31 protein-coding genes are annotated in these 26478 nt (G+C 46.9%); 11 read left to right on the forward strand and 20 right to left on the reverse strand.

All coding sequences use genetic code 11. The features are described from left to right. Positions 1–6: 6 nt before the first annotated feature. Positions 7–789 carry an exodeoxyribonuclease III gene (locus QUE66_RS08885; protein ID WP_286223672.1) on the forward strand — a complete coding sequence of 261 codons (783 nt, stop codon included), beginning with the start codon at positions 7–9 and terminating at the stop codon, positions 787–789. Here QUE66_RS08885 and QUE66_RS08890 read toward each other — a convergent pair. The 13 genes from QUE66_RS08890 to gatC all read right to left on the reverse strand — a co-directional run bounded on the left by QUE66_RS08890 (position 761) and on the right by gatC (position 13245). Continuing rightward, positions 761–2086 (reverse strand): AmpG family muropeptide MFS transporter, encoded by a 1326-nt coding sequence (locus QUE66_RS08890; RefSeq protein ID WP_286223673.1) that lies wholly within the window; start codon positions 2084–2086, stop codon positions 761–763. The two genes, QUE66_RS08885 and QUE66_RS08890, sit on opposite strands and share 29 nt — an antisense overlap. Beyond that, positions 2073–2660 (reverse strand): methionine biosynthesis protein MetW, encoded by a 588-nt coding sequence (gene metW / locus QUE66_RS08895; RefSeq protein ID WP_286223674.1) that lies wholly within the window; start codon positions 2658–2660, stop codon positions 2073–2075. Before metW ends, QUE66_RS08890 begins: the two co-directional genes overlap by 14 nt. Beyond that, the gene (gene metX, locus QUE66_RS08900; RefSeq protein ID WP_286223675.1) at positions 2651–3793 is read right to left on the reverse strand and encodes a homoserine O-succinyltransferase MetX; all 1143 of its coding nucleotides are present in this window, start codon (positions 3791–3793) and stop codon (positions 2651–2653) included. Before metX ends, metW begins: the two co-directional genes overlap by 10 nt. Then, entirely contained in the window at positions 3790–4443 is a 654-nt protein-coding gene (slmA, locus tag QUE66_RS08905) for a nucleoid occlusion factor SlmA (RefSeq protein WP_286223676.1), read from the reverse strand. The genes metX and slmA overlap by 4 nt, the downstream gene beginning before the upstream one ends. Positions 4444–4453: 10 nt before the next feature. After that, positions 4454–5359, reverse strand: coding sequence for an acetylglutamate kinase (argB, locus tag QUE66_RS08910; protein WP_108509220.1), 906 nt, complete (start codon positions 5357–5359; stop codon positions 4454–4456). A gap of 14 nt (positions 5360–5373) precedes the next feature. Beyond that, positions 5374–5859, reverse strand: coding sequence for an RNA polymerase-binding protein DksA (gene dksA, locus QUE66_RS08915; protein WP_286223677.1), 486 nt, complete (start codon positions 5857–5859; stop codon positions 5374–5376). 184 nt (positions 5860–6043) lie between these two features. Further along, a complete protein-coding gene (locus tag QUE66_RS08920) occupies positions 6044–7096 on the reverse strand; it encodes a CobW family GTP-binding protein (RefSeq protein WP_286223678.1) in 1053 nt (350 codons plus the stop codon). 46 nt (positions 7097–7142) lie between these two features. Further along, positions 7143–8351, reverse strand: a complete 1209-nt coding sequence (locus QUE66_RS08925) for a class I SAM-dependent rRNA methyltransferase (RefSeq protein ID WP_286223679.1) — start codon at positions 8349–8351, stop codon at positions 7143–7145. Further along, positions 8348–9304, reverse strand: coding sequence for a tyrosine recombinase XerC (locus QUE66_RS08930; protein WP_286223680.1), 957 nt, complete (start codon positions 9302–9304; stop codon positions 8348–8350). The genes QUE66_RS08925 and QUE66_RS08930 overlap by 4 nt, the downstream gene beginning before the upstream one ends. 21 nt (positions 9305–9325) lie before the next feature. Further along, positions 9326–9964: a DUF484 family protein gene (locus tag QUE66_RS08935; protein WP_286223681.1), complete on the reverse strand. Its 639-nt coding sequence runs from the start codon at positions 9962–9964 to the stop codon at positions 9326–9328. A 7-nt stretch (positions 9965–9971) separates the two neighbouring features. Beyond that, on the reverse strand, positions 9972–11447 hold the full coding sequence (gatB, locus tag QUE66_RS08940; RefSeq protein WP_286223682.1) for an Asp-tRNA(Asn)/Glu-tRNA(Gln) amidotransferase subunit GatB: 1476 nt from the start codon (positions 11445–11447) through the stop codon (positions 9972–9974). Further along, complete coding sequence (gatA, locus tag QUE66_RS08945) at positions 11444–12955, reverse strand: Asp-tRNA(Asn)/Glu-tRNA(Gln) amidotransferase subunit GatA (RefSeq protein ID WP_286223683.1); 1512 nt, start codon at positions 12953–12955, stop codon at positions 11444–11446. The genes gatB and gatA overlap by 4 nt, the downstream gene beginning before the upstream one ends. After that, positions 12952–13245 carry an Asp-tRNA(Asn)/Glu-tRNA(Gln) amidotransferase subunit GatC gene (gene gatC, locus QUE66_RS08950; protein WP_286223684.1) on the reverse strand — a complete coding sequence of 98 codons (294 nt, stop codon included), beginning with the start codon at positions 13243–13245 and terminating at the stop codon, positions 12952–12954. The genes gatA and gatC overlap by 4 nt, the downstream gene beginning before the upstream one ends. A gap of 62 nt (positions 13246–13307) precedes the next feature. On the opposite strand from gatC, the gene QUE66_RS08955 reads away from it, so the two are divergent. From QUE66_RS08955 to rodA, 5 genes are read left to right on the forward strand one after another with little or no spacing between them, the layout of a single operon-like run. Beyond that, positions 13308–14351, forward strand: coding sequence for a rod shape-determining protein (locus QUE66_RS08955; protein ID WP_108509229.1), 1044 nt, complete (start codon positions 13308–13310; stop codon positions 14349–14351). A 23-nt stretch (positions 14352–14374) separates the two neighbouring features. Beyond that, positions 14375–15289, forward strand: coding sequence for a rod shape-determining protein MreC (gene mreC / locus QUE66_RS08960; protein WP_286223685.1), 915 nt, complete (start codon positions 14375–14377; stop codon positions 15287–15289). Further along, positions 15286–15810 (forward strand): rod shape-determining protein MreD, encoded by a 525-nt coding sequence (mreD, locus tag QUE66_RS08965; RefSeq protein WP_286223686.1) that lies wholly within the window; start codon positions 15286–15288, stop codon positions 15808–15810. The genes mreC and mreD overlap by 4 nt, the downstream gene beginning before the upstream one ends. A gap of 5 nt (positions 15811–15815) precedes the next feature. After that, positions 15816–17726, forward strand: coding sequence for a penicillin-binding protein 2 (gene mrdA / locus QUE66_RS08970; RefSeq protein WP_286223687.1), 1911 nt, complete (start codon positions 15816–15818; stop codon positions 17724–17726). Further along, positions 17708–18859 carry a rod shape-determining protein RodA gene (rodA, locus tag QUE66_RS08975; RefSeq protein WP_286223688.1) on the forward strand — a complete coding sequence of 384 codons (1152 nt, stop codon included), beginning with the start codon at positions 17708–17710 and terminating at the stop codon, positions 18857–18859. Before mrdA ends, rodA begins: the two co-directional genes overlap by 19 nt. Before the next feature lie 64 nt (positions 18860–18923). On the opposite strand, the gene QUE66_RS08980 is transcribed toward rodA, so the two are convergent. Together QUE66_RS08980 and QUE66_RS08985 are read right to left on the reverse strand one after the other, a co-directional pair. Continuing rightward, complete coding sequence (locus QUE66_RS08980; RefSeq protein ID WP_108509234.1) at positions 18924–19208, reverse strand: HU family DNA-binding protein; 285 nt, start codon at positions 19206–19208, stop codon at positions 18924–18926. A 124-nt stretch (positions 19209–19332) separates the two neighbouring features. Further along, on the reverse strand, positions 19333–19695 hold the full coding sequence (locus QUE66_RS08985; RefSeq protein ID WP_286223689.1) for a hypothetical protein: 363 nt from the start codon (positions 19693–19695) through the stop codon (positions 19333–19335). 63 nt (positions 19696–19758) lie between these two features. Between QUE66_RS08985 and QUE66_RS08990 the strand changes: the two genes are divergently transcribed. The 3 genes from QUE66_RS08990 to QUE66_RS09000 are packed head-to-tail and all read left to right on the forward strand — an operon-like array spanning position 19759 to position 21790. Then, positions 19759–20151 (forward strand): c-type cytochrome, encoded by a 393-nt coding sequence (locus tag QUE66_RS08990; protein ID WP_286223690.1) that lies wholly within the window; start codon positions 19759–19761, stop codon positions 20149–20151. A 14-nt stretch (positions 20152–20165) separates the two neighbouring features. After that, on the forward strand, positions 20166–21062 hold the full coding sequence (locus tag QUE66_RS08995) for an aspartyl/asparaginyl beta-hydroxylase domain-containing protein (RefSeq protein WP_286224773.1): 897 nt from the start codon (positions 20166–20168) through the stop codon (positions 21060–21062). After that, on the forward strand, positions 21062–21790 hold the full coding sequence (locus QUE66_RS09000; RefSeq protein WP_286223691.1) for a pseudouridine synthase: 729 nt from the start codon (positions 21062–21064) through the stop codon (positions 21788–21790). Before QUE66_RS08995 ends, QUE66_RS09000 begins: the two co-directional genes overlap by 1 nt. Here the strand turns inward: QUE66_RS09000 and QUE66_RS09005 are convergent. Together QUE66_RS09005 and can are read right to left on the reverse strand one after the other, a co-directional pair. After that, entirely contained in the window at positions 21787–22080 is a 294-nt protein-coding gene (locus QUE66_RS09005; RefSeq protein WP_286223692.1) for a DUF1330 domain-containing protein, read from the reverse strand. The genes QUE66_RS09000 and QUE66_RS09005 overlap by 4 nt on opposite strands. A gap of 8 nt (positions 22081–22088) precedes the next feature. Next, a complete protein-coding gene (gene can / locus QUE66_RS09010; RefSeq protein ID WP_286223693.1) occupies positions 22089–22745 on the reverse strand; it encodes a carbonate dehydratase in 657 nt (218 codons plus the stop codon). 74 nt (positions 22746–22819) lie between these two features. Between can and QUE66_RS09015 the strand changes: the two genes are divergently transcribed. Then, complete coding sequence (locus QUE66_RS09015; RefSeq protein ID WP_286223694.1) at positions 22820–23647, forward strand: hypothetical protein; 828 nt, start codon at positions 22820–22822, stop codon at positions 23645–23647. Between the two features lie 69 nt (positions 23648–23716). Here the strand turns inward: QUE66_RS09015 and QUE66_RS09020 are convergent, their stop codons facing one another. Both QUE66_RS09020 and QUE66_RS09025 read right to left on the reverse strand, forming a co-directional pair. Then, positions 23717–23899 carry a hypothetical protein gene (locus tag QUE66_RS09020; protein WP_286223695.1) on the reverse strand — a complete coding sequence of 61 codons (183 nt, stop codon included), beginning with the start codon at positions 23897–23899 and terminating at the stop codon, positions 23717–23719. A gap of 155 nt (positions 23900–24054) precedes the next feature. Further along, entirely contained in the window at positions 24055–25047 is a 993-nt protein-coding gene (locus tag QUE66_RS09025; protein ID WP_286223696.1) for an NAD-dependent epimerase/dehydratase family protein, read from the reverse strand. 46 nt (positions 25048–25093) lie between these two features. Here QUE66_RS09025 and QUE66_RS09030 point away from each other — a divergent pair, with 46 nt between their 5' ends. Further along, entirely contained in the window at positions 25094–25414 is a 321-nt protein-coding gene (locus QUE66_RS09030) for a DMT family transporter (protein WP_286223697.1), read from the forward strand. 13 nt (positions 25415–25427) lie between these two features. Here QUE66_RS09030 and QUE66_RS09035 read toward each other — a convergent pair whose 3' ends face one another. Beyond that, the gene (locus QUE66_RS09035; protein ID WP_286223698.1) at positions 25428–26453 is read right to left on the reverse strand and encodes an NAD(P)H-dependent flavin oxidoreductase; all 1026 of its coding nucleotides are present in this window, start codon (positions 26451–26453) and stop codon (positions 25428–25430) included. Between the last annotated feature and the right edge of the window lie 25 nt (positions 26454–26478).

Here is a 26478-nt window from a genome sequence, read left to right on the forward strand (position 1 = left end):
GCCTGTATGTTACGCATCATTTCTGCCAATCTCAATGGTATTCGCTCAGCAGCCAAAAAAGGCTTTATGGAGTGGATGCAGGATCAGCGTGCTGATTTTATCTGTGTCCAAGAACTCAAGGCTCAAGAAGCTGACCTAGAAAGCACAATCCTCTCACCCGATGGACTAAATACCTATTTCCATTACGCCGAGAAAAAAGGGTATAGTGGCTCCGGGATCTTCACCCCTCATCCCATCGATGACTTACAAATTGGTTTTGGTAACCCTGAATTTGATGCCGAAGGGCGCTATGTCGAGATCTCGATAGGCTCCCTGTCAGTGGTCTCGGTCTACATGCCTTCTGGCTCAAGTTCTCCTGAACGACAAGAGGCTAAATTTCGTTTTCTAGATGCGTTTTTACCCCACCTCATCAAACTTCGAAACAAAGGGCGGCAAATTGTTTTGTGCGGGGATGTCAACATTGCGCATCAAGAGATTGATCTTAAAAACTGGAAAGGTAATTTAAAAAATTCTGGGTTCTTACCGGAAGAGCGCGCTTGGCTAACCAGACTGTTTACCGAAGAAGGCTATATGGACGTCTATCGACATCTCGAGCCTCATGCGAGTGACACTTGTTATACCTGGTGGAGTCAGCGCGGCCAAGCGTATACCAATAATGTTGGATGGCGCATTGATTATCAAATCGCCACACCAGAGTTTGGCAAATCCGCTAAGAAGGCGAGTGTTTATAAAAAACAGCGCTTCTCAGACCATGCGCCGCTTACGATTGAATATGACTGGAAACTTTAGCCTGCATCCGAATCGCGATTCCAATCAAGATGAGTACTGGGATACCAATCAATGCGGTTGAAATAAAAAAGCTCTCATAGCCAAAGCGATCGACATACACCCCAGAAAATCCTGCCAGCCATTTTGGCAGCAACAGCATCATCGAACTAAATAATGCGTATTGCGTTGCTGAATATTGCACATTGGTTAATGAAGAAAGGTAGGCGATAAACGCAGCTGACGCAATGCCGGAGCTCAGATTATCGGCTGAGATCACCCAAACTAAACCGGTCAGATCATGGCCTCGCGTACTGAGCCATGCAAAAAGAAAATTGCTGGCCGCCGAGAGAATGGCTCCTAAAAACAGAATGCGCATCACTCCAAAACGCAGCGCCAGAACCCCACCAATAAATGCGCCCAATAGGGTCATGATGACCCCAAATACTTTAGTGACTGCCGCCACCTCATCCTTGGTATAGCCCATATCCACATAAAACGGGTTCGCCATAATCCCCATCACAACATCACTGATGCGGTAGACCGCAATCAGTGCCAGAATCAAAAGAGCATGCCAGCGGTAGCGGCCAATAAAATCTGCAAATGGCTGAATCAGGGTTTGGTGCAACCACTCGCCTGTGGTACGCGCTTTGGGTAGCTGAACCATTTGGGGCTCAGGGCTTAGTAAAGTGGTGATCACACCAACGCCCATCGACAATGCCATTACCAAATACGCAAATTGCCAAGCGTTGGCAAAGTAGAGGCTGGTGCTTTCTTCAGCACGGGCCGCCAGCCACAATGCTCCAGCTCCTGCCCAAATCATGGCTAAGCGATAGCCCGTTTGATAACTCGCTGCTAAAGCAGCCTGGTACTCTGGCTTGGCCGACTCGATCCGAAAGGCATCCAGTGCAATATCTTGTGTGGCTGAAGCAAAGGCAACCAACAATGCAAACCAAATAATGATCTGTAAATCTTGTTTAGGATCGTTCATGGCCATACCGACTAGACCAATCATGATGAGCGCTTGAGCGAATAGCAACCAACTGCGCCGACGCCCTAAGTATTTTGTAACCCCAGGAATTGGTACCCGGTCCACTAAGGGAGCCCAGAGCCATTTACCAGCATAGAACAGACCCACCCACGATAAATAGCCAATGGTGCTGCGATCAATGCCAAGCTCCCTTAAACGAAAACTTAAGGTGCCCAATACTAAGAGAAGTGGAAGACCGGCCGAGAATCCTAAAAAGAAAATACGAATACTAGGCCACTCAAAATAGACCCGTAAATCACTGAACCACGAGCGAATGCTATTTGGCTCCACGCACGCGGTAGATTGCTAAGCTACCAAATAAATTAGGTAACCAGTGGACTGTCTTGCCATGATGCAAAACAACCCGCCCCAAAATCTCAATTCCTAATTTGTGTGCCAAGGCTTCAAAATCAGCAATGGTCAGAACTCGTACATTGGGGGTATTGAACCACTCATAGGGCAAGGATTTCGAAACAGGCATGCGACCAAGCGCGACTGCATAGCGGTGTGACCAGTGTCCAAAGTTTGGGAAAGATACAACGCATTGCTTTCCAACCCGCACCACCTCACGCAAGATTCGCTCGGTTTGATGGATCGTCTGTAGAGTTTGAGACAGCACAACAGTATCAAAGCTTTGATCCTTGAAAAGCGCTAAACCACCTTCTAAATCCTGCTGGATTACGTTTAAGCCCTTTTCCACACACGCCAATACCGCGCTATCTTTAATTTCAACACCATAAGTAATCGCTTGACGCTTTGTACGAATGAACTCGAGGAACGATCCATCACCACAACCCAAGTCTAGTAAAGAGCTGTTCGTTTCAACCCAATTAGCGATCGCATCAAAATCAGATCTTAATTGCATTGCGCCCCCGCCATCGTCGCAAAATAGGCTCGCACTAGGCGATGGTAGCGCTCATCATTAAGCAAGAATGCATCATGTCCATGCGGTGCATCAATTTCAGCATAGCTCACATCTGCTTTGTTGTTGAGTAGAGCTTGCACGATTTCGCGACTACGATCAGGTGAAAACCGCCAGTCCGTTGAAAAACTGATGACTAAAAATTTAGCTTGAGCATGCGCTAGGGCTTGACTCAAGTCCCCCTGATGACGTTTTGCTGGATCAAAATAGTCTAGCGCACGCGTAATTAGCAAATACGTATTGGCATCAAAATATCCCGAGAACTTATCGCCCTGATGCCGCAAATAACTCTCAACGGCAAACTCCACATCAAAACTAAAACGATATTCGTCTGGCGCGCCAGCTAAGCGCTGCAAATCACGCCCAAACTTTTCAGCCATATCATCGTCTGATAGATAAGTAATATGTCCCACCATCCGCGCTAAGCGCAAGCCTCGCTTGGGAACGACGCCATGCTTGTAATAATCGCCGCCATAAAAATCAGGGTCTGACAAAATTGCATTGCGCGCAACCTCATTAAATGCGATATTTTGTGCACTAAGCTTTGGCGTCGAGGCAATAACCACACAATGGGCAACACGCTCTGGATATTGGATCGCCCATGACATGGCCTGCATACCACCTAAACTGCCCCCCATAACCGCCGCAAACTTCTCAATCCCCATCTGATCGGCTAAACGTGCTTGTGCGTTAACCCAATCCTCAACGGTGAGCACTGGAAAGCGAGCCCCATAGGGTTCATTGGTTTGTGGGTTAATGCTCATCGGGCCCGTTGAGCCAAAACATGAGCCTAGATTATTTACCCCAATCACAAAAAAGTGATTGGTATCGACTGGCTTGCCAGGTCCAACCATGTTGTCCCACCAACCCAACTCATTGGCACTGTCTGGATCAATGCCTGCAACGTGATGCGATGCATTGAGCGCATGGCAAATTAGAACCGCATTGCTTGCATTTACATTCAGCCGTCCATAAGTCTCAACGACTAAATCGTATTGACTAATGCTAGCGCCGCTTTGCAACCTCAGCGGTGCATCAAAATGATAGGTTTTCTTTGAAAGATACAACTCACTCATGCAGTCAGCAGAATTCGTAGGCTTGGCTCAATTCCTTCGCTGGGTAACTTCTTAAAACCACTTCGAGCAAAGCGATGCCAGCGACCAACCACATAACTCATCAGAAGCGCAGACTGCAAGCCAGCCGTATCGGTAACAGCTCCATCCTGATGTTGACTCTGTGCAATCCGCAATGATTGCTTTAAGGATGTTTCGACGCGATCCAAAACTTGATTGATACGCTCTTGTAGCCGCTCGTCTTCCTGCAGCAATGCGTCGCCCAATAAAACGCGCACCATACCAGGATTTTTCTCAGCAAAAACCAAGAGCATTTGCACCATCCCCTTCACTTGTGCAATGCCCAATTCCTCTTTTTGATTGATCTGATTAATCAGTCCAAAAATGGTTTGCTCGATAAATGCTATTAATCCCTCAAACATTTGCGCCTTACTAGCAAAATGTCGATAGAGAGCAGCCTCTGAAACGCCAATCTTGGCAGCCAAAGCGGCTGTGGTGACGCGATCCCCACTTGGGTTTTGCAACATCTCGGCCAAAATTTGCAGAATTTGTAAACGACGCTCGCCCGGGCGTGGGCGCTTACGCGTCTTGGTATCGCCCCCGCTAACCTCAGAAGCTGATTCTTGATGAAGGGGGCTACCGCTACTGTTCATGATTTATTTTTTATCTAGAACGTATCATGGTACCAAAAGCTTGTTCGGTCAGAATTTCTAAGAGTAGAGAGTGCTCAATACGCCCATCAATAATATGAACCGAGTTGACGCCGCTCTTGGCGGCATCTAACGCAGATGAAATTTTGGGTAGCATGCCCCCTGAAATCGTACCGTCTGCAAAGAGCGCATCGATCTCGCGCGCACTTAAATCGGTCAAGAGCTTACCTGATTTATCCATGACGCCCGGTATGTTGGTCATCATCACCAATTTCTCAGCTTTGAGGATTTCGGCCATTTTGCCCGCAACTAGGTCCGCGTTGATGTTGTAGGCCTGACCCTCTTCACTAAAGCCAATCGGTGAAATTACGGGAATAAAGGCGTCATCTTGTAAGGCTTTCACCACGGCCGGATTAATCGATTCGATTTCACCGACAAAGCCGAGATCGATTGGGGCACCAGAGGGGGTTTGCTCATTAGGCACCATCATTTTCTTGGCATGAATCAAACCGCCATCTTTGCCAGTTAGACCAACCGCTTGACCGCCAAAATGATTAATTAACATCACGATGTCCTGCTGCACTTCGCCGCCCAACACCCACTCAACCACTTCCATGGTCTCCTCATCCGTAACCCGCATTCCCTGAATAAAGGTGCCGGTCTTACCAATTTTCTTGAGGGCCTCATCAATTTGAGGGCCGCCACCATGAACGACAACAGGGTTCATGCCAACTAGTTTTAGCAAAATCACATCGCGCGCAAAACTCTCTTTGAGACGCTCTTCAACCATGGCGTTGCCGCCGTACTTAATCACAATGGTTTTGCCATGGTATTGCCGAATATAAGGCAAGGCCTCGGCCAGAATCTCGGCCTTCAATAATGGGGGGATGTCAGCGAGTGTTGGTACTGCTTTAGTCATGATGAATAGAAATCCTATTCACCAAATAACTTTTGGCGCAGCTCACGACGCTCTTGAGCCTCGAGTGAGAGATTAGCGGTTGGACGGGCAATTAGGCGCGATAAGCCAATCGCCTCACCGGTTTCTTCGCACCATCCATAGTCACCCGACTCAATCCTTGCCAACGCTTGCTCAACTTTCTTTAAGAGCTTACGCTCACGATCCCGGGTTCGAAGCTCTAACGCGTGCTCCTCTTCAATCGTCGCCCGATCAGCAGGATCGGGGACCAGTATGTTTTCACGTAAGTGCTCGGTTGTTTCGCTCGCGTGCTTCAAAATATCCTCTTTGAGCGTCTGCAATTTGGAGCGAAAGAACTCCAACTGAGCGGCATTCATATAGTCCTTTTCAGACATTTTTAGTAATTCAGCCTCAGTTAGGGGGGCGCCCTTAGCGGACGATCCAGAAGCTTTCTTGCTGGACTCAGCAGACTTCGCTTTGGTACTCGCTTCTTTTGTCGTCATCGTTTTTCCTTCGTTCCAAATAATCAACACCTTAAACCCTAGAGCAAAATCGCCAATCAGGGTTACTACTAAAAGTTACTTAATTGCACTTTCAAGGGTGCATTATTACGCTTTCTATAAAAGTTTCAATGGCTTTTTAAATGCAACCGTGGCGGCGCATTGTACAGTAATTCAATTAATTCAATTAGTTAGCCAAGCAGCCTTCTAATCCGGCCAGCAAAGTATCTTTTGGTAGATCAATCCCAATAAATACCATCCGAGTTTGTTTGGGCTCCGCCCCCCATGGGCCAGCCAAATCACTACCCATCATTTCATGAACGCCCTGAAGAACCACTTTGCGGGCCGAGCCCTTCACATACAAGACGCCTTTGTAGCGCAACATCTTCTCCCCAAACACAGACAAGACCCCTCCTAAGAAGTCCTCTAACTTGCGGTGATCAAAGGGTTTGTCGCTCTTAAAAACAAATGATTGAATCCGATCGGTATGACCATGGTGATTGTGATGATTGTGGCCATGGTCATGGTGATGCTCATGATCATGGTGGTGATCATGACCGCACTCGCTATGGTCGTGATCATCCTCTTCCAAAAAATGGGGGTCAATATCAAGCTTCGCGTTTAAATTAAATCCCCGCAAATCCAAGACGGAATCGAGCGGCACAACACCCTTTGTAATTGTTTGGATAGGTGCTCTCGGGTTCATATGCATCAACCGATTTTTTAGAGCCGCAATTTCTTCTGGGCCTGCAAGGTCTGTTTTAGTAATAAAGATGCGATCGGCAAAGCCAACTTGGCGCTGCACTTCCTCGTGCTCGTTGAGTTGTTTCTGTCCGTGCTTAGCATCGACCAGCGTAACAACGGCATCTAACACGTAATGATTCGCAATGTCATCATCAATAAAAAACGTTTGCGCAACCGGACCAGGATTTGCCACACCAGTCGTTTCAATGACAACCTGGTCAAACTGAATTTTTTTACTCTTGCGCTGCTCCCATAGCTGATTTAATGCTTCAACCAAATCGCCGCGAATTGAACAACAGACACAGCCATTGCTCATTTGCACAATTTGCTCTTGCGTATCTTGAACCAAAATATCGTTATCGATATTCTCTTCACCAAACTCGTTTTCAATCACCGCAATTTTCTTGCCATGCTCACCGGTCAAAATATGCTTTAACAAAGTGGTCTTGCCGCTGCCTAAAAATCCCGTGAGAATCGTTACTGGTATTAATGCCATCGTGATGTCATTTCTAAAAAGAATGGATAAAGAGCTATCTTACCGATTATTGGGTACGCTGAAGCAGCAATCCCTTGAGATACTCCCCTTCCGGAAAACTAGCCAGAACCGGGTGATCCAATCCCGCCGCCAAACGCCGCATGACCCGGTAGCTTGTTCCATGATCTTGCATATGTGCCATGGCCTCATTCACGGATGAGGTGATCATTTGCTCAAAATGCTGGGGGCTAACAGCGCCCGAGCAGGAAAATGTGAATAGCAGACCGCCCGGGTTGAGCAATTGCAAGGCGGCACGATTAATCTCTTTATAAGCTTTTAGGGCACGCTCGAGATGCTGAGCCGATGGGGCAAACTTTGGGGGATCCAAGACGATTAAGTCAAATTTTTCTTGGGCGCTTCGTAATTCTCGAAGGGTAGAAAAGGCATCGGCATCATGCCAAGTGGCCAATTCCGGAGAATAGCCATTCATTGCCATTTGACGCTGCGCCAACGCTAGGGCATCCCCCGATGAATCAACCGACATAACGCTCTTCGCCCCTCCTTGCAAAGCCGCCAAAGAGAAGCCGCCGGTGTAGCAAAACATATTGAGCACCCGGCGATTGCTTGCGAGCTCAGACAACAGCTTGCGGTTATCGCGCTGATCAATATAAAAACCGGTCTTATGGCCTTCTAGTACATCGATTCCATACTGAACCCCATGCTCATTGACCAAAATGAGCTCTCCATCATGCTCGCCAGACAAAATACCACTCTGCTCAGCTAATCCCTCTCGGGCTCGCACTGCAGCATCCGATCGCTCGACCATCAAAGAGCACTGGGTTTGCTCTTGTAAGGCGCTGATGATGGCATCTCGCCAATATTCCACACCTGCACTTAGAAATTGACAAACAATTACGCGGTCATATTGGTCAACAATCAGACCAGGCAATCCATCGGCCTCGCCAGCAATTAATCGAATTGCATTTGTGCCTTTTATCCATTGCTGCCGATGCTGTATTGCGGTACTAATTTTGCGCTTGAAGAAGGCATGATCGATGGCTTCGGTTTCATTCCATGACCAAACGCGCGCACGGATCTTCGAGAGCGGACTGTAGGCTCCCTTAGCAATCCAACGACCATCTTGACTAAGGATCTGAACTGTTGCGCCCGCTTTTGGCTTTCCATCAACCCGCTTGATTGCAGTGCCATAGACCCAAGGGTGCCTGCGCACAATGGGCCGCTCTTTTCCGGCCTCAAGGATGATGTTGTAGTTCACGCTTTATTACTCTTCACTTTGGCGCGGGGGTGAGCATTGTCATAGGCTTTTGCTAGATGCTGAAAATCCAGCGCAGTATAAATTTGCGTACTGGCAATACTCGCGTGACCCAGCATTTCTTGTACGGCTCGCAAGTCATGGGACGATTGCAGAACATGGCTGGCAAAGCTGTGGCGCATCATATGTGGGTGCACATGAGTCGGCAAACCGGCACAAATAGCCATTGATCGCAAACGGGCCTGAACGGTTCGTGGCGCAAGCCGCTTACCCACAATAGATACAAATAAAGCTTGCTGATCCTGCAACGTTAATAAAGCGCGTTGCGATTTCCAACGCTGTAGCGCTGCCATGGCAGGCTTTCCAACTGGAATGGTCCTACGCTTATTGCCCTTACCAAGAACCGAAACTTCACTTGCGCCCCAATCAATCCAACCTAAAGAATCTCGACTAGGATCACTATCTAGGCCTAGGAGCTCTGATAGGCGCAAGCCTGATGAATACAAAAGTTCGATCAAAGCATGATCACGACTCAGTTCCCAATTGTCGTTTTCAGTTGCCTCCTTGGCAGCAAACTCGATGAGGGCTAGTGCTTGTTCTACCGATAATGCCTTTGGGAGTAACTTACTGCGTTTGGGAGCCTTGATATCAGCAACCGGATTTGATCCTAGTCCGAGCTGACCTTTACTTTCCAACAGGAGCCAGTCATAAAAACCGCGCCATGCCGATAAAACCCGAGCAATCGATCGCGCAGACAATCCCTTCGCATGAAGTGTTGCAGTCCAACGACGAATGAGCGCATGATTTATTTGATCGATCGCACACTTCTCGGCTTGCGCATTCTCGCAGAGAATTTTTAAATCGGCGCGATACGCTTTAATCGTATGAACTGATAATTGCCGCACAACATGCAAGTTATTTAGGTAAGCCTCGATCTTTGCCGAGAGAGCGTCCACAATCGTTTACTTATCTTGAGCTTAACCGGCAACCCGCCGCAACGCTGCTGCAGCCAAACCAGCAATTTGTCTTAAATAAAACACGCCCATATCCTCTGTAAAACGTTCACCGTCTTTACTAAGAAGGGCTAAGCCAGCAAAGCGATTTTGCTCCAATGGTATTGCTAATATCGCAACGCTCTGCCAATCATCATCGGCCTGTAAATGGGCTAGCTTTTCTTTAAATACATCTGGGCATTTCGCGAAGGACTGGCAAATGGGGCGTTCTAGCAATGCCTCAAACGCAGAATCGATTGGCAATACTTTACAAACCTCGACCTCAAAGACAGAGGAAAGGCCACTCTCAATTGCGCTACTTACTTGCTGGCTATCTTGCGCTTCAATCAGCTTTTGTAACCAAGCAACCATTGCTACTTGGGTCTTATCATTGCGACTGCCAAAACGCAGCATTTCGTTTAAGCGGGAGTTGAGTTCTTGATTTTGTGAACGTAACAAATGCATTTGCCGCTCTTGCAAGGAGATGGCTCGATCGCTATTGGGATCTTTTAGGCGAACCTCTTGCAACACTTCAGCATGACGCTCAAAAAAACCTGGGCAAGCTTTTAGCCATTGGGCCACTAAGGCTTCTTGTTCATCCTGACTAAGTTCTGGAGCACTCATTTCTTTCCTATCCACTTTGTAATTTCTTGCGCAGTAACTCATTGAGTTGCTGAGGGTTTGCTTTACCTTGCGAGGCTTTCATCACCTGCCCAATTAAGGCATTAAAGGCTTTCTCTTTGCCAGACTTAAACTCCTCAACGGATTTTGCATTGGCCTGCAATACCCCATCAATAAGCGCCTCAAGGGCGCCAATATCGGTAATTTGCTTTAATCCCCGTTGCTCAATGATTTCATCAATTGAGATAGCCGGTTTATTGGCAAGCGCATCTTCCCAAATGAAGATGAATATCTCTTTTGCAATCTTGTTGGAAATCGTTCCGTCTAAAGAACGATTAAGTAGCGCCTCGATCTGAGCAATATCAATTGGTAATTCATGAACAGATAAATTCGAACGATTTAACGCCGAGGCCAAATCACCTGCAATGAAGTTCGCAATGGTCTTTGCATGTTTTGCGCCTAAACGACGGACTAGCTCAATAAATAAATCGGCTGTGGCGCGATCCTGGCTGAGGATTTGACTATCGTAAGGGCTTAGTCCATATTCAGATTGCCATTGCGCGCGTAGCGTGGCTGGTAATGCTGGCATACCAGCACGAATTTCTTCAATCCAATCCGAATGAATGACGAGCGGTAATAAATCAGGGTCTGGGAAATACCGATAATCTTGTGCATCTTCTTTACTGCGCATGCTGCGCGTTTCCTGAAGATCAGGGTCATATAAACGTGTCTCCTGAATGACCGTACCGCCATCTTCAATCAATTCAATTTGGCGACGCACTTCATACTGAATGGCCTCCTCTAAGAATCGGAAAGAATTTAAATTCTTAATCTCGCAACGCGTCCCGAATTCACTCTGTCCCATGGGCCGCACCGATACATTGGCATCGCATCGAAACGAGCCTTCTTGCATATTGCCATCGCATACCCCTAACCACACCACTAAGGCATGAAGGGCTTTGGCATAAGCAACCGCCTCAGCAGCATTGCGCATTACGGGCTCAGTGACAATTTCTAAAAGAGGAGTGCCGGCTCTATTTAAATCAATCCCGCTAGCTGGTTCGCCATGAGGGCCAACAAAGTTCTCGTGAACGGATTTACCAGCATCTTCCTCTAAGTGGGCTCGCGTTAACTCAACTACCTTTGTCTGGCCATCGACAACGATTTCAATTTGTCCACCGACGACTACTGGTATCTCATATTGACTGATTTGATAGCCTTTAGGCAGATCAGGATAAAAATAATTTTTACGGGCAAAAATACTGCGCGGAGAAATCTGGGCACCAATCGCCAAGCCAAAGCGAATCGCGTGCTCAACTGCTTGACGATTAAGAACGGGTAATACTCCCGGTAACGCTAAATCAACTGCACATGCTTGCGTATTTGGCTGAGCCCCAAATTGCGTACTCGCCCCACTAAATATCTTGGAATGGGTTAACAGTTGCGTATGCGTTTCAAGTCCGATGACAATTTCCCACTTCATCATGCAATCCCTTCGGGTCTGCGCAAATGCCAATCGCTTGCTTGCTGATATTGGTGCGCAACTTGCAATAGTCGAGCCTCAGAGAAATAATTTCCAATCAATTGCATACCAATTGGCAATCCAGCGCTTGAGAATCCGCAGGGCGCACTCATCGCTGGCAAGCCCGCCAAATTCGCTGACAAAGTGTATATATCCTCAAGGTACATCTGTAAGGGATCTTTCGTCTTTTCACCCAGACCCCAAGCAACATCTGGAGCTACTGGCCCCAAAATCACATCACACTGAGTAAAGGCCTGTGCAAAATCTGCTGCGATGATGCGACGAATCTTCTGGGCTTGCAGATAGTAAGCGTCGTAATAACCGTGCGATAAGACATAACTACCAATTAAGATCCGTCGCTTCACTTCCGCACCAAAACCCTCACTACGGGAACGTTGATACATCTCTAATAAATCAGAGTACTCGCTCGCGCGATGACCATAACGCACCCCGTCGTAACGACTCAAGTTACTCGACGCTTCAGCGGGAGCTAAAACGTAATACACCGGGATTGATAGCTTAGTTTTAGGCAAACTCACTTCGCAAACAGCAGCGCCCAAAGACTGAAGCACATCTTTAGCAGCAAGAACCGCTTGCGCTACATCGTGCGAAAGGCCTTCGGCAAAGAATTCTTTTGGCAAACCAATTCTTAGACCAGTTAAGGGTTTTTTAGAATCTTCGCCCGACCAAGCTTGATTGAGAAAACGCCCATAGTCTTCGCCGCTATCAGCAAGGGATGTTGAATCGCGCGGATCGTGCGTCGACATCGCGCTTAGTAATAGGGCGCAATCCTCGGCAGTTTTTCCAATTGGGCCCGCCTGATCCAATGAGGAGGCGTAAGCAATCATGCCGTATCGTGAAACACGTCCATAGGTTGGCTTGATGCCGGTCAGGCCACAAAAAGCAGCGGGCTGGCGGATCGATCCACCGGTATCGGTTCCCGTCGCAATCGGCGCCAAACCTGCGGCAACTGCGACCGCTGAGCCGCCTGAAGAACCACCAGCAACCCGCTGTGTATTCCAAGGATTAAGTGCCGGCCCAAATGCTGAGTTCTCATTGGAGGAACCCATTGCAAATTCATCCATATTGGTTTTGCCTAGGCACACCATTCCTGCAGCCTTTGGATTATCTGCGTCTGGCAAGCCCAAACTTGCCACCACGGCTGCATCAAAAGGGCTTTTATAGCCTGCCAACATTTTTGAGGCGGCTGTGGTGGCCCATTCTTTGGTAACAAAGACATCTTTATGGGCAATCGGGATTCCGGTTAAGGGGCCAGTAACCCCTTGTGATATCAACTGATCAGCACGTCTGGCCTGCGCTCGCGTCTGATCTGGCAAAACATCAAGGTAGGCATTTAGATGCTGATATTTTGTCATCCGCCCCAGAAAAAATTCACATAACTCTAGGCTGGATATTTCCTTACTAATCAATGACTTAGATAAGCTTTTTAGGGTTTGGTGCTGCCAATTCATTCGATCACCCTCGGGACCAAAAAGTAACCCTCGGCTTGGGCGGGTGCGTTCGCCATATTCTGTTCCCGCGTATTTGCCTCGGTGCATGCGTCGGCCCTCAAAGGCTGAGCCAAATCTTCTATAAACAAAATGGGGTGGGGCAAAGGCTCAATCTGCTCAGTATTGACCGCTTGCATTTGTTCGACGAGAGCAAAAACGGCCTCTAATTGTGGCAGCACTGCCTCGGCTTCTGAGGCGCTTAACTCCAGGCGCGAGAGCTTCGCTATGCGGTGAACTTCATTTATATCCATGGGGTGCTAGAGTATCATTTCATCTTTGAGCTAATTATTATTTCTATTTTCCCACTTACATTATGTTTGGTCTCTTTCGTAGCTATTTTTCCAATGACCTAGCCATTGATCTAGGTACCGCAAACACCTTAATTTACATGCGTGATAAGGGCATTGTGCTTGATGAGCCCTCGGTGGTTGCGATCCGCCAAGAGGGTGGCCCAAATGCCAAAAAAACCATTTTGGCGGTGGGTCGTGAAGCAAAAAGTATGTTGGGTCGAGTGCCTGGAAACATCGAAGCAATTCGCCCTATGAAAGATGGTGTGATTGCAGATTTCACCATTACCGAACAAATGCTCAAGCAATTTATCAAAATGGTTCACGAGAGCAAGCTATTAAAACCCAGCCCTCGAATCATTATTTGTGTGCCCTGCGGTTCAACACAGGTTGAGCGTCGTGCGATTCGTGAGTCAGCTTTAGGTGCAGGAGCTTCTCAAGTATTTCTGATTGAAGAGCCAATGGCAGCTGCCATTGGTGCAGGGCTGCCAGTTTCTGAAGCTGCGGGATCCATGGTGGTTGACATCGGTGGCGGAACCACCGAAGTGGGTGTGATGTCCTTAGGTGGCGTCGTTTACAAAGGTTCGGTTCGGGTTGGTGGAGATAAGTTCGATGAAGCAATTACGAATTACATCCGACGCAACTATGGGATGCTGATTGGCGAACAAACGGCTGAAGCAGTTAAAAAAGCAATCGGTTCAGCCTTCCCGGGTGCAGAAGTTAAAGAGCTAGAAATCAAAGGTCGCAATATCTCAGAAGGTATTCCCCGTAGCTTTACTGTGACCAGCAATGAGATCCTAGAAGCATTAACTGATCCACTCAATCAAATTGTGACAGCGGTAAAAGCAGCTCTTGAGCAAACTCCGCCTGAGCTAGCTGCCGATATTGCTGAACGCGGCATTATGCTCACTGGCGGTGGTGCCTTGCTACGTGACCTCGATCGCCTTTTGATGGAAGAAACAGGCTTGCCAATCCATGTCGCAGAAGATCCTTTGACCTGTGTTGCTCGTGGTTGCGGCATTGCATTAGAGCGCATGGATAAATTAGGTGGAGTGTTCTCACAAGAATAGGCGGCTAAGCGCCGGAGCGGGCTGTGCAATATAGCGCCCCACCACTTTTCAAGCAAGGCATTCCAGCGCTTGCCAAATTAATTGCGTGCCTTGTAATTAGCCTGGCACTGATGATTATTGATTTTCAGATCAAATCGCTGGACTTTATTCGCAATCAAGTCAGCGTTGTTCTACGTCCATTGGAGCAGCTAATGCTCCTGCCTGGCTCGATGATTTCAGGAGGTAGTGACTATTTAACAAGTCGCAGCACGCTTGAAAAAGAAAATGAGGCTCTCAAGTTACGACAAGCAGAACTCTCCCTGCTAGCCAATCAATCCGCACTTCTGGCGATTGAAAATCAAAATCTTCGCAGCCTCTTAGATTTACAAAAGAAGGTGGCGTTCAAAACTGTCCCTGTGGAAATTTTATTTAATCCACCCAACCCCGTCTCACAACGCGTCGTGATCAATCGGGGTGAAAACCAAGGCCTTCGATTAGGCTCACCCATTGCCAATGACATGGGCATTCTCGGTCAAGTGGTTCGTCTGTATGACAATTCGGCCGAAGTATCTTTATTGGAAGATCGTGATTTTGCAGTCCCCGTTCTTGTCGCTCGCAATGGGCTTCGCGCTGCGGTGGTTGGAAGCGGACGCGGTCAATTATTGCAACTCCGTTACTTACCCGTAGCCAGCGATCTGGAAGTGGGCGACATTCTTTTAACGTCAGGGGTTGATGGGGTATATCCCCCAGGGTTTGCGGTAGCAGTAATTACCAAGATCGAGCGCAATCTTGATCAAAACTCAGCAAATGTCTTCTGTAGTCCGATTGCTGAGGTCAATCGTCACCTCCAAGCACTTGCCTTAATCTACGATCCGCAGTTAGACGCCAAGCCAGCGTCTAACAGTAATGCACCGTCATCGACCGGTCGACGACAAACGCGACCAAAGGGGCAGCTATGATTGATTATCAGAGCGGCTATATTCTTCGCCCAGTCAAGCCACCCTTCATTTACTTTAGCCTACTCATTGCGCTGTTGCTAAATTTTTTACCGTGGGGCAATCATGCGTGGGTTCCAGACTGGCTCATTATTTGCATTGTATTTTGGAATATTCATCAGCATCGCTTTGTTGGCGTGATTACCGCATTTGTATTTGGATTGGTGATGGATATTCATAGCGGGGCCTTGCTCGGGGTTCATGCCTTTAGTTACTCTCTGGTGGCATACATTGCAATTGCCTGGCATCACCGCATCACTGCTTTGCCTGTGACCACTCAAATTCTGAATGTATTTCCTATCTTTGCTTTAGTGTCTGTTTTTCCAGTCCTTGTGCTTTGGGCTCTAAATGAGCAAATCTATTGGTGGGGGCTTACAAGCCTTATCCAAGCGGCCATTGAGGCCTTGCTTTGGCCTCTCGCCAGCTATCTTTTGCTCTTGCCGCAACGACGACCGATTGATGTCGACCCACATCGACCTCTATAAGCTGCATGTCCTCAATTAAAAAACCCGATCTCTATTCGTTTCAGGAGCGAGCGCGGATCGCAATCATCTTCGTAGGCGTCTGTTTTGGCTTACTCGTCGTCCGCTTATTTTGGTTACAAATTGTTAGTCACCAGCAATATTCAACGCTTGCTGAGAGTAATCGGATTGCGATTGTCCCAGTTCCCGCTAATCGTGGCTTACTGATTGATCGCAATGGCATTGTGATTGGACGTAATTATTCAGCGCTAACGCTAGAGGTGGACGCCTCTCAAATTAAAGGAAATGTTGATGATTTAATTAATCAACTATCTGAGATTATTCAGATTAGCCCAAGAGATCGTCGCAACTTTAAGCGCGCCTTGGAAGATTCTCGAAACATGGGTACTTTTCCATTACGCTCCATGTTGACTGAAGCTGAGATGGCTCGATTTCTAGCAAATCGCTATCGCTTTCCGGGTGTCGATGTCAGTGCACGTAATTTTCGTGAATACCCATACAACGAATTAGCCTCCCATCTGATTGGATACATTGGGCGAGTCTCACAAAAAGATAAGGAGCGGATGCAAAATGAGCTTGAGGCTACGAAAGGCAGTCAAGACCCTTATGCGCTTCAAGGCGCGTTCTTGCCTGGCATTCAATATGTTGGGAAGATTGGCATTGAACAAACGTATGAAAGGGTCTTACGCGGCGTTCCAGGCTACGACGAGGTTGAAATCACCGCTGGTGGGAAGCCTGTGCGCACTCTATCAAGTAGGCCATCCATCCCTGGCAAAAACGTCATTCTGTCGATTGACATTAAATTGCAAGCCTTGGTTGAACAGCTTTACGGTAACTATCGTGGGGCATTTGTCGCCATTGAACCTGAAACGGGCGATATTCTCGCCTTCGTTTCAAAACCGAATTTCAATCCCAATGATTTTGTCGAAGGCATTGATCCTGTGACTTGGAAGGAATTGAATGAATCCAAGGAAAAGCCGCTCTATAACCGACCTTTGAAAGGAATTTATCCTCCCGCATCAACCTATAAGCCCTTTATGGCACTCGCGGCCCTTGAGCTCAATAAGCGCAAGCCTGAAGATGCGATTGCCGATCCAGGGTTTTTTACATTTGGCAATAATACCTTTCGTGATATTAAGGTGGGTGGTCATGGGATGGTGAATATGGAGAAATCTCTAGTGGAGTCTTGCGATACCTACTACTACCTGTTAGCGCGCGACATGGGCGTCAACATGATGCATGATTTTATGAAGCCATTTGGCTTTGGTCAGCTGACAGGAATTGACTTAGAAGGAGAAGCAAAAGGCGTATTACCGTCGACGGAATGGAAAAAAACTGCTTTTAAGAAGCCTGAACAACAAAAGTGGTTCGAAGGCGAAACCATCTCACTCGGAATTGGGCAGGGATATAACGCGTTTACGATTTTGCAATTAGCGCACGGACTCGCCAATATGCTCAACTACGGTGTCGTGATGAAGCCTCACATTGCAAAGGCGATTGAAGATCCATTTACACGCCAAAAAGAACTCACAACACCCAAAGAAAGTTATCGCATTACCCTCAAACCCGAAAATGTTGAAATCATCAAAAAGGCAATGGCGGAAACCAATAAAACGGGTACATCAGCATCATCATTCCGTGGCGCGGCCTACACCTCCGGTGGCAAAACGGGAACGGCCCAAGTCTTCAGTTTGAACTCAAAAAAGTATAACCATGCCTCAACCCCTGAGTTTCTGCGCGACCATGCTTTATTCGTGGCATACGCGCCTAACGACAAACCCAAAATTGCCATTGCAATGATCGTTGAAAATGCGGGCTTCGGCTCTACGCAAGCCGCGCCGATTGCTCGCAAAGCACTTGATTACTACATTGATGGTAAATGGCCTAAGGAGATTCCGGAATGGAAAAGAGTGCCTTAGTCCGACTCAAATTATTACTCTCGCAAGCCTTTAGTGGCTTTGATCCTCGTCTGGGCCTCATTTTCTTAGCCCTTGCCCTAATTAGTTTCTTTGTCTTTTTATCGGCAGGCCAGGGAACGCCCGTAGCGCTTATCGATCAGGTCCGCAACCTGCTAATTGCCTTTGTGATTATGTGGCTGGTTTCACAGATTCCGCCCAAATGGCTAGAGATAGCTGCGATTTGGGTATACGGCATTGGCATTGCTCTGCTAATTGCTGTTGCTATTTTTGGATTGGTTAAAAAGGGGGCAAGGCGCTGGATTAATGTTGGTATTGTGATTCAGCCATCCGAGATTATGAAGATCGCGGTACCGCTGATGCTCGCCTGGTATTTCCAGAAACGCGAGGGCATTCGTTCGGGGTTTGATTATTTAGTGGCAGTGCTATTGTTGGCCTTACCAGTATTTTTAATTGCCCGTCAACCTGATTTAGGAACCTCTTTGTTGGTGCTTGCCTCTGGCCTTTATGTGATTATTTTGGCGGGCCTTCCTTGGCGTTGGATCATTCCTGTGGTGGCGATTGGCACAATTGCGATTCTTTTACTAGTTGTATTTAGTGGCAGCATTTGTGCTCCTGACGTCAATTGGCCATTGATTCGGGAGTATCAAAAAAATAGGGTTTGTACATTGCTAGACCCATCAAGCGATCCCCTTGGAAAGGGCTTTCATACCATTCAGGCTGTCATTGCGGTTGGTGCTGGTGGGTTTTTTGGCAAAGGCTGGCGCGAAGGAACTCAATCTCATTTGGAGTTTATTCCTGAAAAACATACTGACTTTGTGTTTGCCGTTTTTGCTGAAGAGTTTGGATTTCTTGGCAATGTTCTTTTGATCCTACTCTTTTTTGCACTGATTAAGCGTGGCTTGGCGATCTCAGTCAATGCACCTACTTTGTTTACACGCCTCTTGGGAGGCGCTATCAGCATGATCTTTTTCACCTATGCCTTTGTCAATATCGGCATGGTCACTGGACTCCTACCCGTAGTAGGCGTCCCCCTCCCGCTCCTTAGCTATGGCGGCACAGCCCTTGTCACGCTTGGGTTTGGGGCTGGTATCTTGATGAGCATTCATCGCCATCGACGACTCGTACAAAGCTAAGTAGTAACAAAAAACGGCAATAAAAAACCCAGCCAAAGCTGGGTTGATAAGAGATTGCTCTCGATTACTTTTTACGCTTATTCACAGCGTCTTTAAATGCCTTGCCAGCAGAAAACTTCACAGTCTTGGAAGCGGCAATTTTGAGAGGCTCACCAGTTTTTGGATTGCGGCCCATGCGAGCAGCACGTTTGCCAGAAGCAAATGTTCCAAAACCAATTAATTGCACCGAGTCACCTTTGGTTACTGCTTTGATGATGTGCTCAATAGCAGAATTCAATGCGTACTCTGCTTTTGCTTTAGAAATCTCGGCATCGTCAGCAATTGCTGCGATTAAGTCTGCTTTATTCAAGTGAAGCTCCTTGTTGATTGTTCATTGTGTCGCGCACATGCGCTGACGCAATTGTAAACACAAAATGTTATAAAAATAAATAATCTTTTGAAAAAAATTGGCCGCGGAGCCTTTTAGGATATGACTAATCCAAAACGACCAAGTCAACGACAAAATACTGGGTTTCTGCAAAACAATTCGTCGGTAAACCAACGTGCTGCTCATACTGCAACGCAACTTTACGCCCCATATTGGCGTTAATCTTATTGGCAACGGCATCATCACGCACCGAAAAGAAGAACTTTTCAGACATGGTTCCTGGCATCGAGACCATCGCTAACTCGCCTTCCCAGGTCTTACAGAGCCAGCCCCGTTTAGAGAACTTTTGCACATAGCCGGCTCGTTCGCCCTCCGCATAGCTCCAATGAAGCATTAAATAGGTATAGCCGGCAGTTAAAACGCCGCCAATCAGAATTAAAATAAGGAGTGATCGAAAGAAACGTGCCATATAAGTTACTGAATTAAAAAGCTATCTTACTGGATTAAATTGACCAAAGAGGATGAGTTCATAATGCGCCCCATTACAGCTTCTTATTTATTTAGCGTCAGCACCTTGCTTATGTTCCCAGGTGTCTCATTGGCCAACACGGGTGAGTCGACCTATCAGCAAGTTTGCGCCAGCTGTCATACTCCCGGAGTAGCCGGGGCTCCGAAGCTGGGCGACAAAGCAAAATGGGCAAAGCTAATTAAAGAAGGTCAGGTTCAGATTACGGCCCATGGCTACGTTGGGGTTCGTGGCATGCCCGCCAAGGGGGGAAAGCCAGATTTGAGCGCCAGTGATTTTGCGGCATCGGTTGTCTATATGGCCAATCAGGCGGGCGCAAACTGGAAGAATCCAGATGATGCCATGTTGAAAAAAATCGATGCGGAAATCCAACGTCGACAGGCACAGCTTCGTAAATAGGAAGCGGCATGGAGATTCGGCATAGTATTTTTCTGGTCTTTTTGGGGTCGGCACTATTTATTTATTTTCGGGGTAAGGTACGCTTTGGTCTATTGCGCTCCCTCACTGATTATGTGGTGTTATTGGCGCCCATCAACACATTGATTTATTTGTTTTCAAAAGTAGGACGTAGCGCCTACCTACCCGTTAATCAATTCCCAGAATTACAGCCCCTAAAAGATCGCTGGCAAATCATCCGGGATGAAGCCTTGGCGCTTCAAGATAGCGGGCAAATTCGTCAAGCAACTGGCTATAACGATATTGGCTTTAATTCGTTTTTTCGTACTGGCTGGAAGCGTTTTTATTTATATTGGTACGGCAAAGATCTCCCGTCGGCCGAAGAGTCCTGCCCCCAAACAGTAGCACTCCTTAAATCGATCCCAAGCATCAAAGCGGCTATGTTTGCTTCATTGCCGCCTGGAGCAAAATTGGTTCGCCATCGGGACCCCTATGCCGGATCATTGCGCTACCACTTAGGGCTTGTAACCCCAAACAGCCCAAAGTGTTTTATTGATGTCGATGGTGAACCCTATTATTGGAAAGATGGCGAAGCGGTTGTATTTGACGAAACCTACATCCACTTTGCGGCCAACAATACTGAACATCAACGGATTGTCTTGTTTTGCGATATTGAAAGGCCATTGCATACCAAAATCATGCGAAGCTTTAATCGCTGGTTTGGTTTACAAGTGATGAGTGCGGCAGCCTCACAAAATGTTGAGGGCGAGTCACTCGGTTTTGTGAATGTTCTCTTTACCTATTTTTATCGGCTGCGGATGCAGACCAAAAAGCTGAAGGCCTCACACCGAGGGATCTATTACATTGCTAAGTGGGTGTTAATTATTGGCCTTATTTGGTTGATTTTTTGGTAATGGAAAAAATTCGGGTTTCCAAACTACTATCCGAACGTGGTTTGTGTTCAAGGCGGGAAGCAGATGCTTATATTGAACAGGGACTGGTAACCGTTGACGGAGAGGTTGTTCAAGAATTAGGTACGCGAGCCTTTCGGCATCAAACGATTGAGTTACGCTCTGGCGCTAAACGCCAACAAGAGCAACGCCTCACGATTTTGCTTAATAAGCCAGTAGGCTATATTTCGCACTTAGATGATGAAGAGCAATATAAGCCAGCAGCGTCCCTCATCGTCCCTGAAAATCAATATGCGAACGCACCTCAACGAACCGAGCGCACCATCTTTAAAAGTCTCGCCCCTGCTGGACGGCTTGATATTGACTCCTCAGGTTTATTAGTACTTACCCAAGATGGGCGGATTGCCAAGCTATTAATCGGCGAGGATAGCCCGATTGAAAAAGAGTATCTGGTTCGTGTCAGCGGCAAATTGTCGGATACGGGTTTGCGCTCTTTGCAGCATGGGCTATCGCTTGATGGTAAGGCACTAAAACCAGCCAAAGTAAGTTGGCAAAATGAAGATCAACTTCGTTTTGTATTACGGGAAGGTCGTAAACGACAAATTCGTCGCATGTGTGAGCTCGTTGGGCTCACTGTTGTTGGTCTAAAACGAATCCGCATTGGCCAAATAAGTCTCGGATCACTGCCAAGCGGGCAGTGGCGCATCTTAGGCAAAGAAGAGCGCTTTTAGACCACCAGGGGGAAAAGTGTCAAGTGCATTGCTCGCTCACGCACTGGAAGCAATGCTGCGTATTCAGGGCTGCCGGCCCAGCGCTTTGCATCCTCTAGACTTGAAAAACTAAGCTCAACAAACGTATCAAAAGCTGCGGCGTTTAACTCGTTCCAAAACGGTTTCTCGCAAACTCCTCTGCGTAAAATCTTGCCGCCATACAGCTCGACCGTTGCACTAACCTGGGCTCGATAATCATCAAAGTCTTTAGGGCTCTGTGTTTTAAATATTCCGATGACATGAACGCTCATGACTGTCCTTAACTAATTAACTGTGCATGATATCGATCATGCAGCTCTTGGGGACCAGAGATACTAGTATGAAGGTCTTTAAGTAAGCCGTCATGCAATCGATAAATACATCCATGAATTGAAATAGTCTGTCCTTTTGCCCAAGCATCTTGCACAATATTAGTTTGTCCAATATTGATTACTTGCTCTAATACATTAAGCTCACAAAGACGATCTAACCGAGCATTCTCCTCCTCAATGGCACAAAGCTCATGATGATGCTTATCGTGCACATCTTTAATGTGTCGAATCCAGTTATCGGCGATTCCAATGCGGGTGTTATTCATGGCAGCAGCAATTCCTGAACAACCGTAATGGCCAACCACAATAATATGCTTAACTTTTAGGCGATCAATTGCGAATTGAATGACCGACAGCGCATTGAAATCGGTATGAACGATAATGTTCGCGATGTTGCGATGAACAAATACCTCACCAGGCTTAAGTCCGACGATTTGATTGGCGGGAACCCGCGAATCCGAGCATCCAATCCATAAATACTCAGGATTTTGCTGATCAACCAATCGTGAAAAATAATCTGGATCTGCTTTTGTCACCGATTCGATCCACTGGCGATTTTGCTCAAACAATCGCTCAAGATCGGGCTTTGAATTGTGATTACCCATTTTTATACCTTTGGTGGCAATGAAGTCTAATATACAAGATCTTGTTATTCCCTCATATATATGTCAATGAAGTTATGAGAATTTGTAGAACTCTATTCTGTGTATTTTCTTTTTTGTTTACTCAGTGCAGCTTTGCTCAAGATGAAGATACTGCGGGAGAACCAGATAATCTCTTAAGACTAAAAACTGATTCGTTTAATTACAGCAAGGATTCGATTTTAGAGTTATGGGTTTATCAAAATGGATATGGTGATGGCAATCTGAGCGATATTTATCGACTTCGATTCTATCAACCACTATCGATTAATCAATGGAAGGGCATGATGCGGATTGACACTGCCTACAACTCCACTTGGGGGCCAGCAGCCCCGGGTCAAAGTAGTGGTCAATTTAGTGCAGGTAATACGATGCTCACCATCTGGGGTATGCCACCTGATTTTTTCCCCAAATGGAATCTAAACCTAGGCGGTCGAATTATTTTTCCGTTTGGTAATAATGGTCAGTGGGCGGTTGGCCCACAAGTGAGCGCATCATTTGTGCCGCAATCGCCCAGTCAATCTCTACTATCTGATTTTTCTCCGCTTGTTCGCTACATGTATGGATTTGATAGCAAAAATAATTCATTTGCAGTTAATCCATCGCAACCACCGTTATTGCGATCGCTGCAACTTTTTCCAACCGTAGGCCTGCAATTAACTCCAAGAACTCAAATCCGCTTTTGGGATGAAAACGGGATTCTCTATAACACCGCAGGTGGTGGTTGGTTTGTACCACTTGATGCGATGGTGACACACTCCATCAGCAAACATCTTTTATTTGCCGTTGGGGCCAGTAAGCAAGTAGTTCAAACCTTTAAGTCCTATGATTGGTCCATCTATGGAAAGGTTTCCTTGCGATTTTGAGCAATTTCTCTCTATTTAATGGATAACAAAAAACCACCCGAAGGTGGTTTTTGTTTGAAAAAAGAGTGCTTAAGCCGCGGCTTTATTACCGGCCCCTAAAAATTCAACAATTTTCTTGGCAGTTTCAATATAGCGCTCATTCATTTTGCGGTATTGAGCTAATTCAGCCATTAATGGGTTCTCAACCTGCTCAAAAGACGCATCCTCATAACCAGGGTGATACGGCGCTTCATCAACCAGCTTGCTATTCATAGATCCTCCAAAAGTAAAAAAATAATTAGATGGAATCAATGTAGCATAGGAAATTACAAAATAAATCTATATAAATCAGAAGCTTATGTTATTAGCATTACTTACGGATGGGTTTTTTGTAAGGCCTGTTTCATTTTTCAGCACACCATTTCGTATTACGAAATATTCAGCGATTTATTGGCGCCCTTCTCAATTGCCGCCATCCCCTCAGCCACCGAATATAGAGCGCGGTAGTCAAATGCAATTTTTGCCTTATTCATGGAGACGGAAAATGGATAGCCCATAGTACGCACTGCTTCACGTACAAGTGGTGGGTCTCCTTTGAGTGGCAAATAATTCCATCCATTTTCTGTAAATCGTGCCAAAGGCCAAGCAAGCGATAGTGGGATCGATAGGGTTGGTACTGCATAGCCGCTGGCCTCAAGTCGTGCACTCAGAAATTCGCGCAGGGTCATTTGCTCCTCATCCCGAATAAAAAATGCTCCGCTAGGAACATTTGCTATAAGAACTTGCAAGACTGCTTGGCATAAATTGCCGATATAACAGGTGGAATAGGGATAGCGACCGTGACCAAACCAACCAAACTGTCCACGATCTGCCGCGGGTCCGATTTGGCGATCGATGATGTCTCCATTACCCCAAACCAAGGCGGGTCGCAATGCGATTGCGGTAAAACGCTCTGATGCGCTCGATAGCACCAATTGTTCAGCTTGTGCTTTTGAGTGAGCATAATGCAATGAATCTTGATGGCAAATTGGCACGTCTTCTGTAGCATTTTCGATCGGCACCGAGTCATTGAGCGCCACATTTGCACAGCTCATGTAAATAAATTTACCAACGCCCACTTGAGTCGCAGCCTCAAGCAGTCGTTTCGTCAACTGAATATTCAGCCTCTGATAGAGCGATTTGGGACCCCATAGCCCAACGTGGGCCGCACAATGAATCACGCAATCGTGACCACGAACCAAGGATTGCAAATCATTCGTCGACAGAAGATCGATCTGGGTCGTATTGACCCCACGCTGATTTAAAGATTTCGCATCCGCCTCAGATCTGGCGGTGCCACTGATCGAGTAACCCTCCTCTAATAGGCGACTTACTAAATGCCGCCCAATAAATCCCGTGGCGCCAGTGATCAATATTTTCATCTTTGCTATGCTAGCGTAATTCACATACATGGATGATTAATTACTCTTGAGTATTTACTGGATCTCACTACTTCTCGCTGGTGCTTGTGAAATAGGCTGGCCCTTAGGTTTGAAACTCGCCGATCTTCCCAATATGAAAATTTGGGGCATTGGTATTGCTGTAATCAGCATGGCCCTTAGTGGGGTGCTGCTTTGGTACTCACTAAAGGAAATTCCGATTGGAACCGCCTATGCAGTTTGGACATCGATTGGAGCTGTGGGTACGTTTACTCTCGGAGTCTTAGTTTTTGGTGACCCTAATATTCCGATTCGCTGGATTGGTGTTGCGCTAATTTTGCTTGGGGTGATCCTGCTAAAAATGGGCTGATGCTTAATGCTTTCTAGCTCACAAACTCAATTTGCAACGCTTTCATGAGCTCACCAACTGTAAGAGTTCGGGCTTTATAAAAAGCGCTGCCAGCCCATAGACTCTGATGCTCTGCATTATGTGAGCGGGCTGCTGCTTGGCGTAATTGGCCAGTGAGTGTATTTTGGATTGGGAACGGTAATGTCGACTTAGCATCCATGTGGCGAGTAAACGTATTCTCAATCCCCCGAGCCCAGCGCCCCGAGAAGCCTTTTGTAAAAATACTTGGTCGCGGATTCTCATCTAAGAGAAGGGCCTTATATTCAGAAGAGGCTCCCGATTCAGGGCAACACAAAAATGCGGACCCCATTTGCACAGCACTTGCTCCAAGATCCAAGGCCTTTCGAATATCACGGCCATTCATGATGCCGCCGGCTGCAACCACCGGGATAGTGCAGCGCTTGACCAATTGATGCAAAAGATCAAATGTTGATAAACGCTCATCAGGACTATCGATCTCAAATGTTCCGCGATGGCCGCCCGCCTCAATGCCTTGAGCAACAATAAAGCTGGCGCCCGCTTGCTCAATCTTTAGCGCCTCCTCAAGACTGGTTGCTGTAATTCCGATGGTGATACTAAGCGCCCTGGCCCGCTGCATAACCCATTCAGGCGGGATACCAAAATGAAAACTAAGAACCGCTGGCTGCAACTGCCAAACGGGCTCTAATTGCGTTTCAAGGTCGGGGCAAAAGGGTGGTTTTGGAACAACGAAATCAATATCAGGAGTCAATTCTTGAAGAAGCTCAATTACCTGCCCTATCGTTTTTGAATCAGGTAATTCGGCACTTGGAAATATGAAAAAGTTGGCATTAATCGGGCCTTGCGTTAATGACTGTGCAAGCTTTAGGTCGTGGCCAATTGTTTCGGGAGAACTATAAGCAAAACCGAAGCTTCCTAAACCGCCCGCATTAGAAACCTCCGAAACCAAGGCTGGGGTGGTAATGCCCCCAGCCATTGGCGCCTGAATCAGAGGGATAGAAAGATTGGCGAATGAAAACATACTCTATCAATCCACCATGAATACA

Source organism: Polynucleobacter sp. HIN6 (genome assembly GCF_030297575.1).
Classification (GTDB): domain Bacteria; phylum Pseudomonadota; class Gammaproteobacteria; order Burkholderiales; family Burkholderiaceae; genus Polynucleobacter.

What these genes read in the sequence shown, in the direction of transcription:
- QUE66_RS08985 (WP_286223689.1), bottom strand. Translation starts at nt 19,695, where the DNA reads ATGGCACGTTTCTTTCGATCACTCCTTATTTTAATTCTGATTGGCGGC.
- mrdA (WP_286223687.1), top strand. Translation starts at nt 15,816, where the DNA reads ATGTCCTCAATTAAAAAACCCGATCTCTATTCGTTTCAGGAGCGAGCG.
- QUE66_RS08885 (WP_286223672.1), top strand. Translation starts at nt 7, where the DNA reads ATGTTACGCATCATTTCTGCCAATCTCAATGGTATTCGCTCAGCAGCC.
- can (WP_286223693.1), bottom strand. Translation starts at nt 22,745, where the DNA reads ATGGGTAATCACAATTCAAAGCCCGATCTTGAGCGATTGTTTGAGCAA.
- argB (WP_108509220.1), bottom strand. Translation starts at nt 5,359, where the DNA reads ATGACTAAAGCAGTACCAACACTCGCTGACATCCCCCCATTATTGAAG.
- QUE66_RS08935 (WP_286223681.1), bottom strand. Translation starts at nt 9,964, where the DNA reads ATGAGTGCTCCAGAACTTAGTCAGGATGAACAAGAAGCCTTAGTGGCC.
- QUE66_RS09015 (WP_286223694.1), top strand. Translation starts at nt 22,820, where the DNA reads ATGAGAATTTGTAGAACTCTATTCTGTGTATTTTCTTTTTTGTTTACT.
- gatA (WP_286223683.1), bottom strand. Translation starts at nt 12,955, where the DNA reads ATGAATTGGCAGCACCAAACCCTAAAAAGCTTATCTAAGTCATTGATT.
- QUE66_RS09000 (WP_286223691.1), top strand. Translation starts at nt 21,062, where the DNA reads ATGGAAAAAATTCGGGTTTCCAAACTACTATCCGAACGTGGTTTGTGT.
- QUE66_RS08920 (WP_286223678.1), bottom strand. Translation starts at nt 7,096, where the DNA reads ATGGCATTAATACCAGTAACGATTCTCACGGGATTTTTAGGCAGCGGC.
- metX (WP_286223675.1), bottom strand. Translation starts at nt 3,793, where the DNA reads ATGAGTGAGTTGTATCTTTCAAAGAAAACCTATCATTTTGATGCACCG.
- rodA (WP_286223688.1), top strand. Translation starts at nt 17,708, where the DNA reads ATGGAAAAGAGTGCCTTAGTCCGACTCAAATTATTACTCTCGCAAGCC.
- dksA (WP_286223677.1), bottom strand. Translation starts at nt 5,859, where the DNA reads ATGACGACAAAAGAAGCGAGTACCAAAGCGAAGTCTGCTGAGTCCAGC.
- mreD (WP_286223686.1), top strand. Translation starts at nt 15,286, where the DNA reads ATGATTGATTATCAGAGCGGCTATATTCTTCGCCCAGTCAAGCCACCC.
- QUE66_RS09025 (WP_286223696.1), bottom strand. Translation starts at nt 25,047, where the DNA reads ATGAAAATATTGATCACTGGCGCCACGGGATTTATTGGGCGGCATTTA.
- gatB (WP_286223682.1), bottom strand. Translation starts at nt 11,447, where the DNA reads ATGATGAAGTGGGAAATTGTCATCGGACTTGAAACGCATACGCAACTG.
- gatC (WP_286223684.1), bottom strand. Translation starts at nt 13,245, where the DNA reads ATGGATATAAATGAAGTTCACCGCATAGCGAAGCTCTCGCGCCTGGAG.
- slmA (WP_286223676.1), bottom strand. Translation starts at nt 4,443, where the DNA reads ATGAACAGTAGCGGTAGCCCCCTTCATCAAGAATCAGCTTCTGAGGTT.
- QUE66_RS09020 (WP_286223695.1), bottom strand. Translation starts at nt 23,899, where the DNA reads ATGAATAGCAAGCTGGTTGATGAAGCGCCGTATCACCCTGGTTATGAG.
- QUE66_RS09005 (WP_286223692.1), bottom strand. Translation starts at nt 22,080, where the DNA reads ATGAGCGTTCATGTCATCGGAATATTTAAAACACAGAGCCCTAAAGAC.
- QUE66_RS08990 (WP_286223690.1), top strand. Translation starts at nt 19,759, where the DNA reads ATGCGCCCCATTACAGCTTCTTATTTATTTAGCGTCAGCACCTTGCTT.
- QUE66_RS08955 (WP_108509229.1), top strand. Translation starts at nt 13,308, where the DNA reads ATGTTTGGTCTCTTTCGTAGCTATTTTTCCAATGACCTAGCCATTGAT.
- metW (WP_286223674.1), bottom strand. Translation starts at nt 2,660, where the DNA reads ATGCAATTAAGATCTGATTTTGATGCGATCGCTAATTGGGTTGAAACG.
- QUE66_RS09035 (WP_286223698.1), bottom strand. Translation starts at nt 26,453, where the DNA reads ATGTTTTCATTCGCCAATCTTTCTATCCCTCTGATTCAGGCGCCAATG.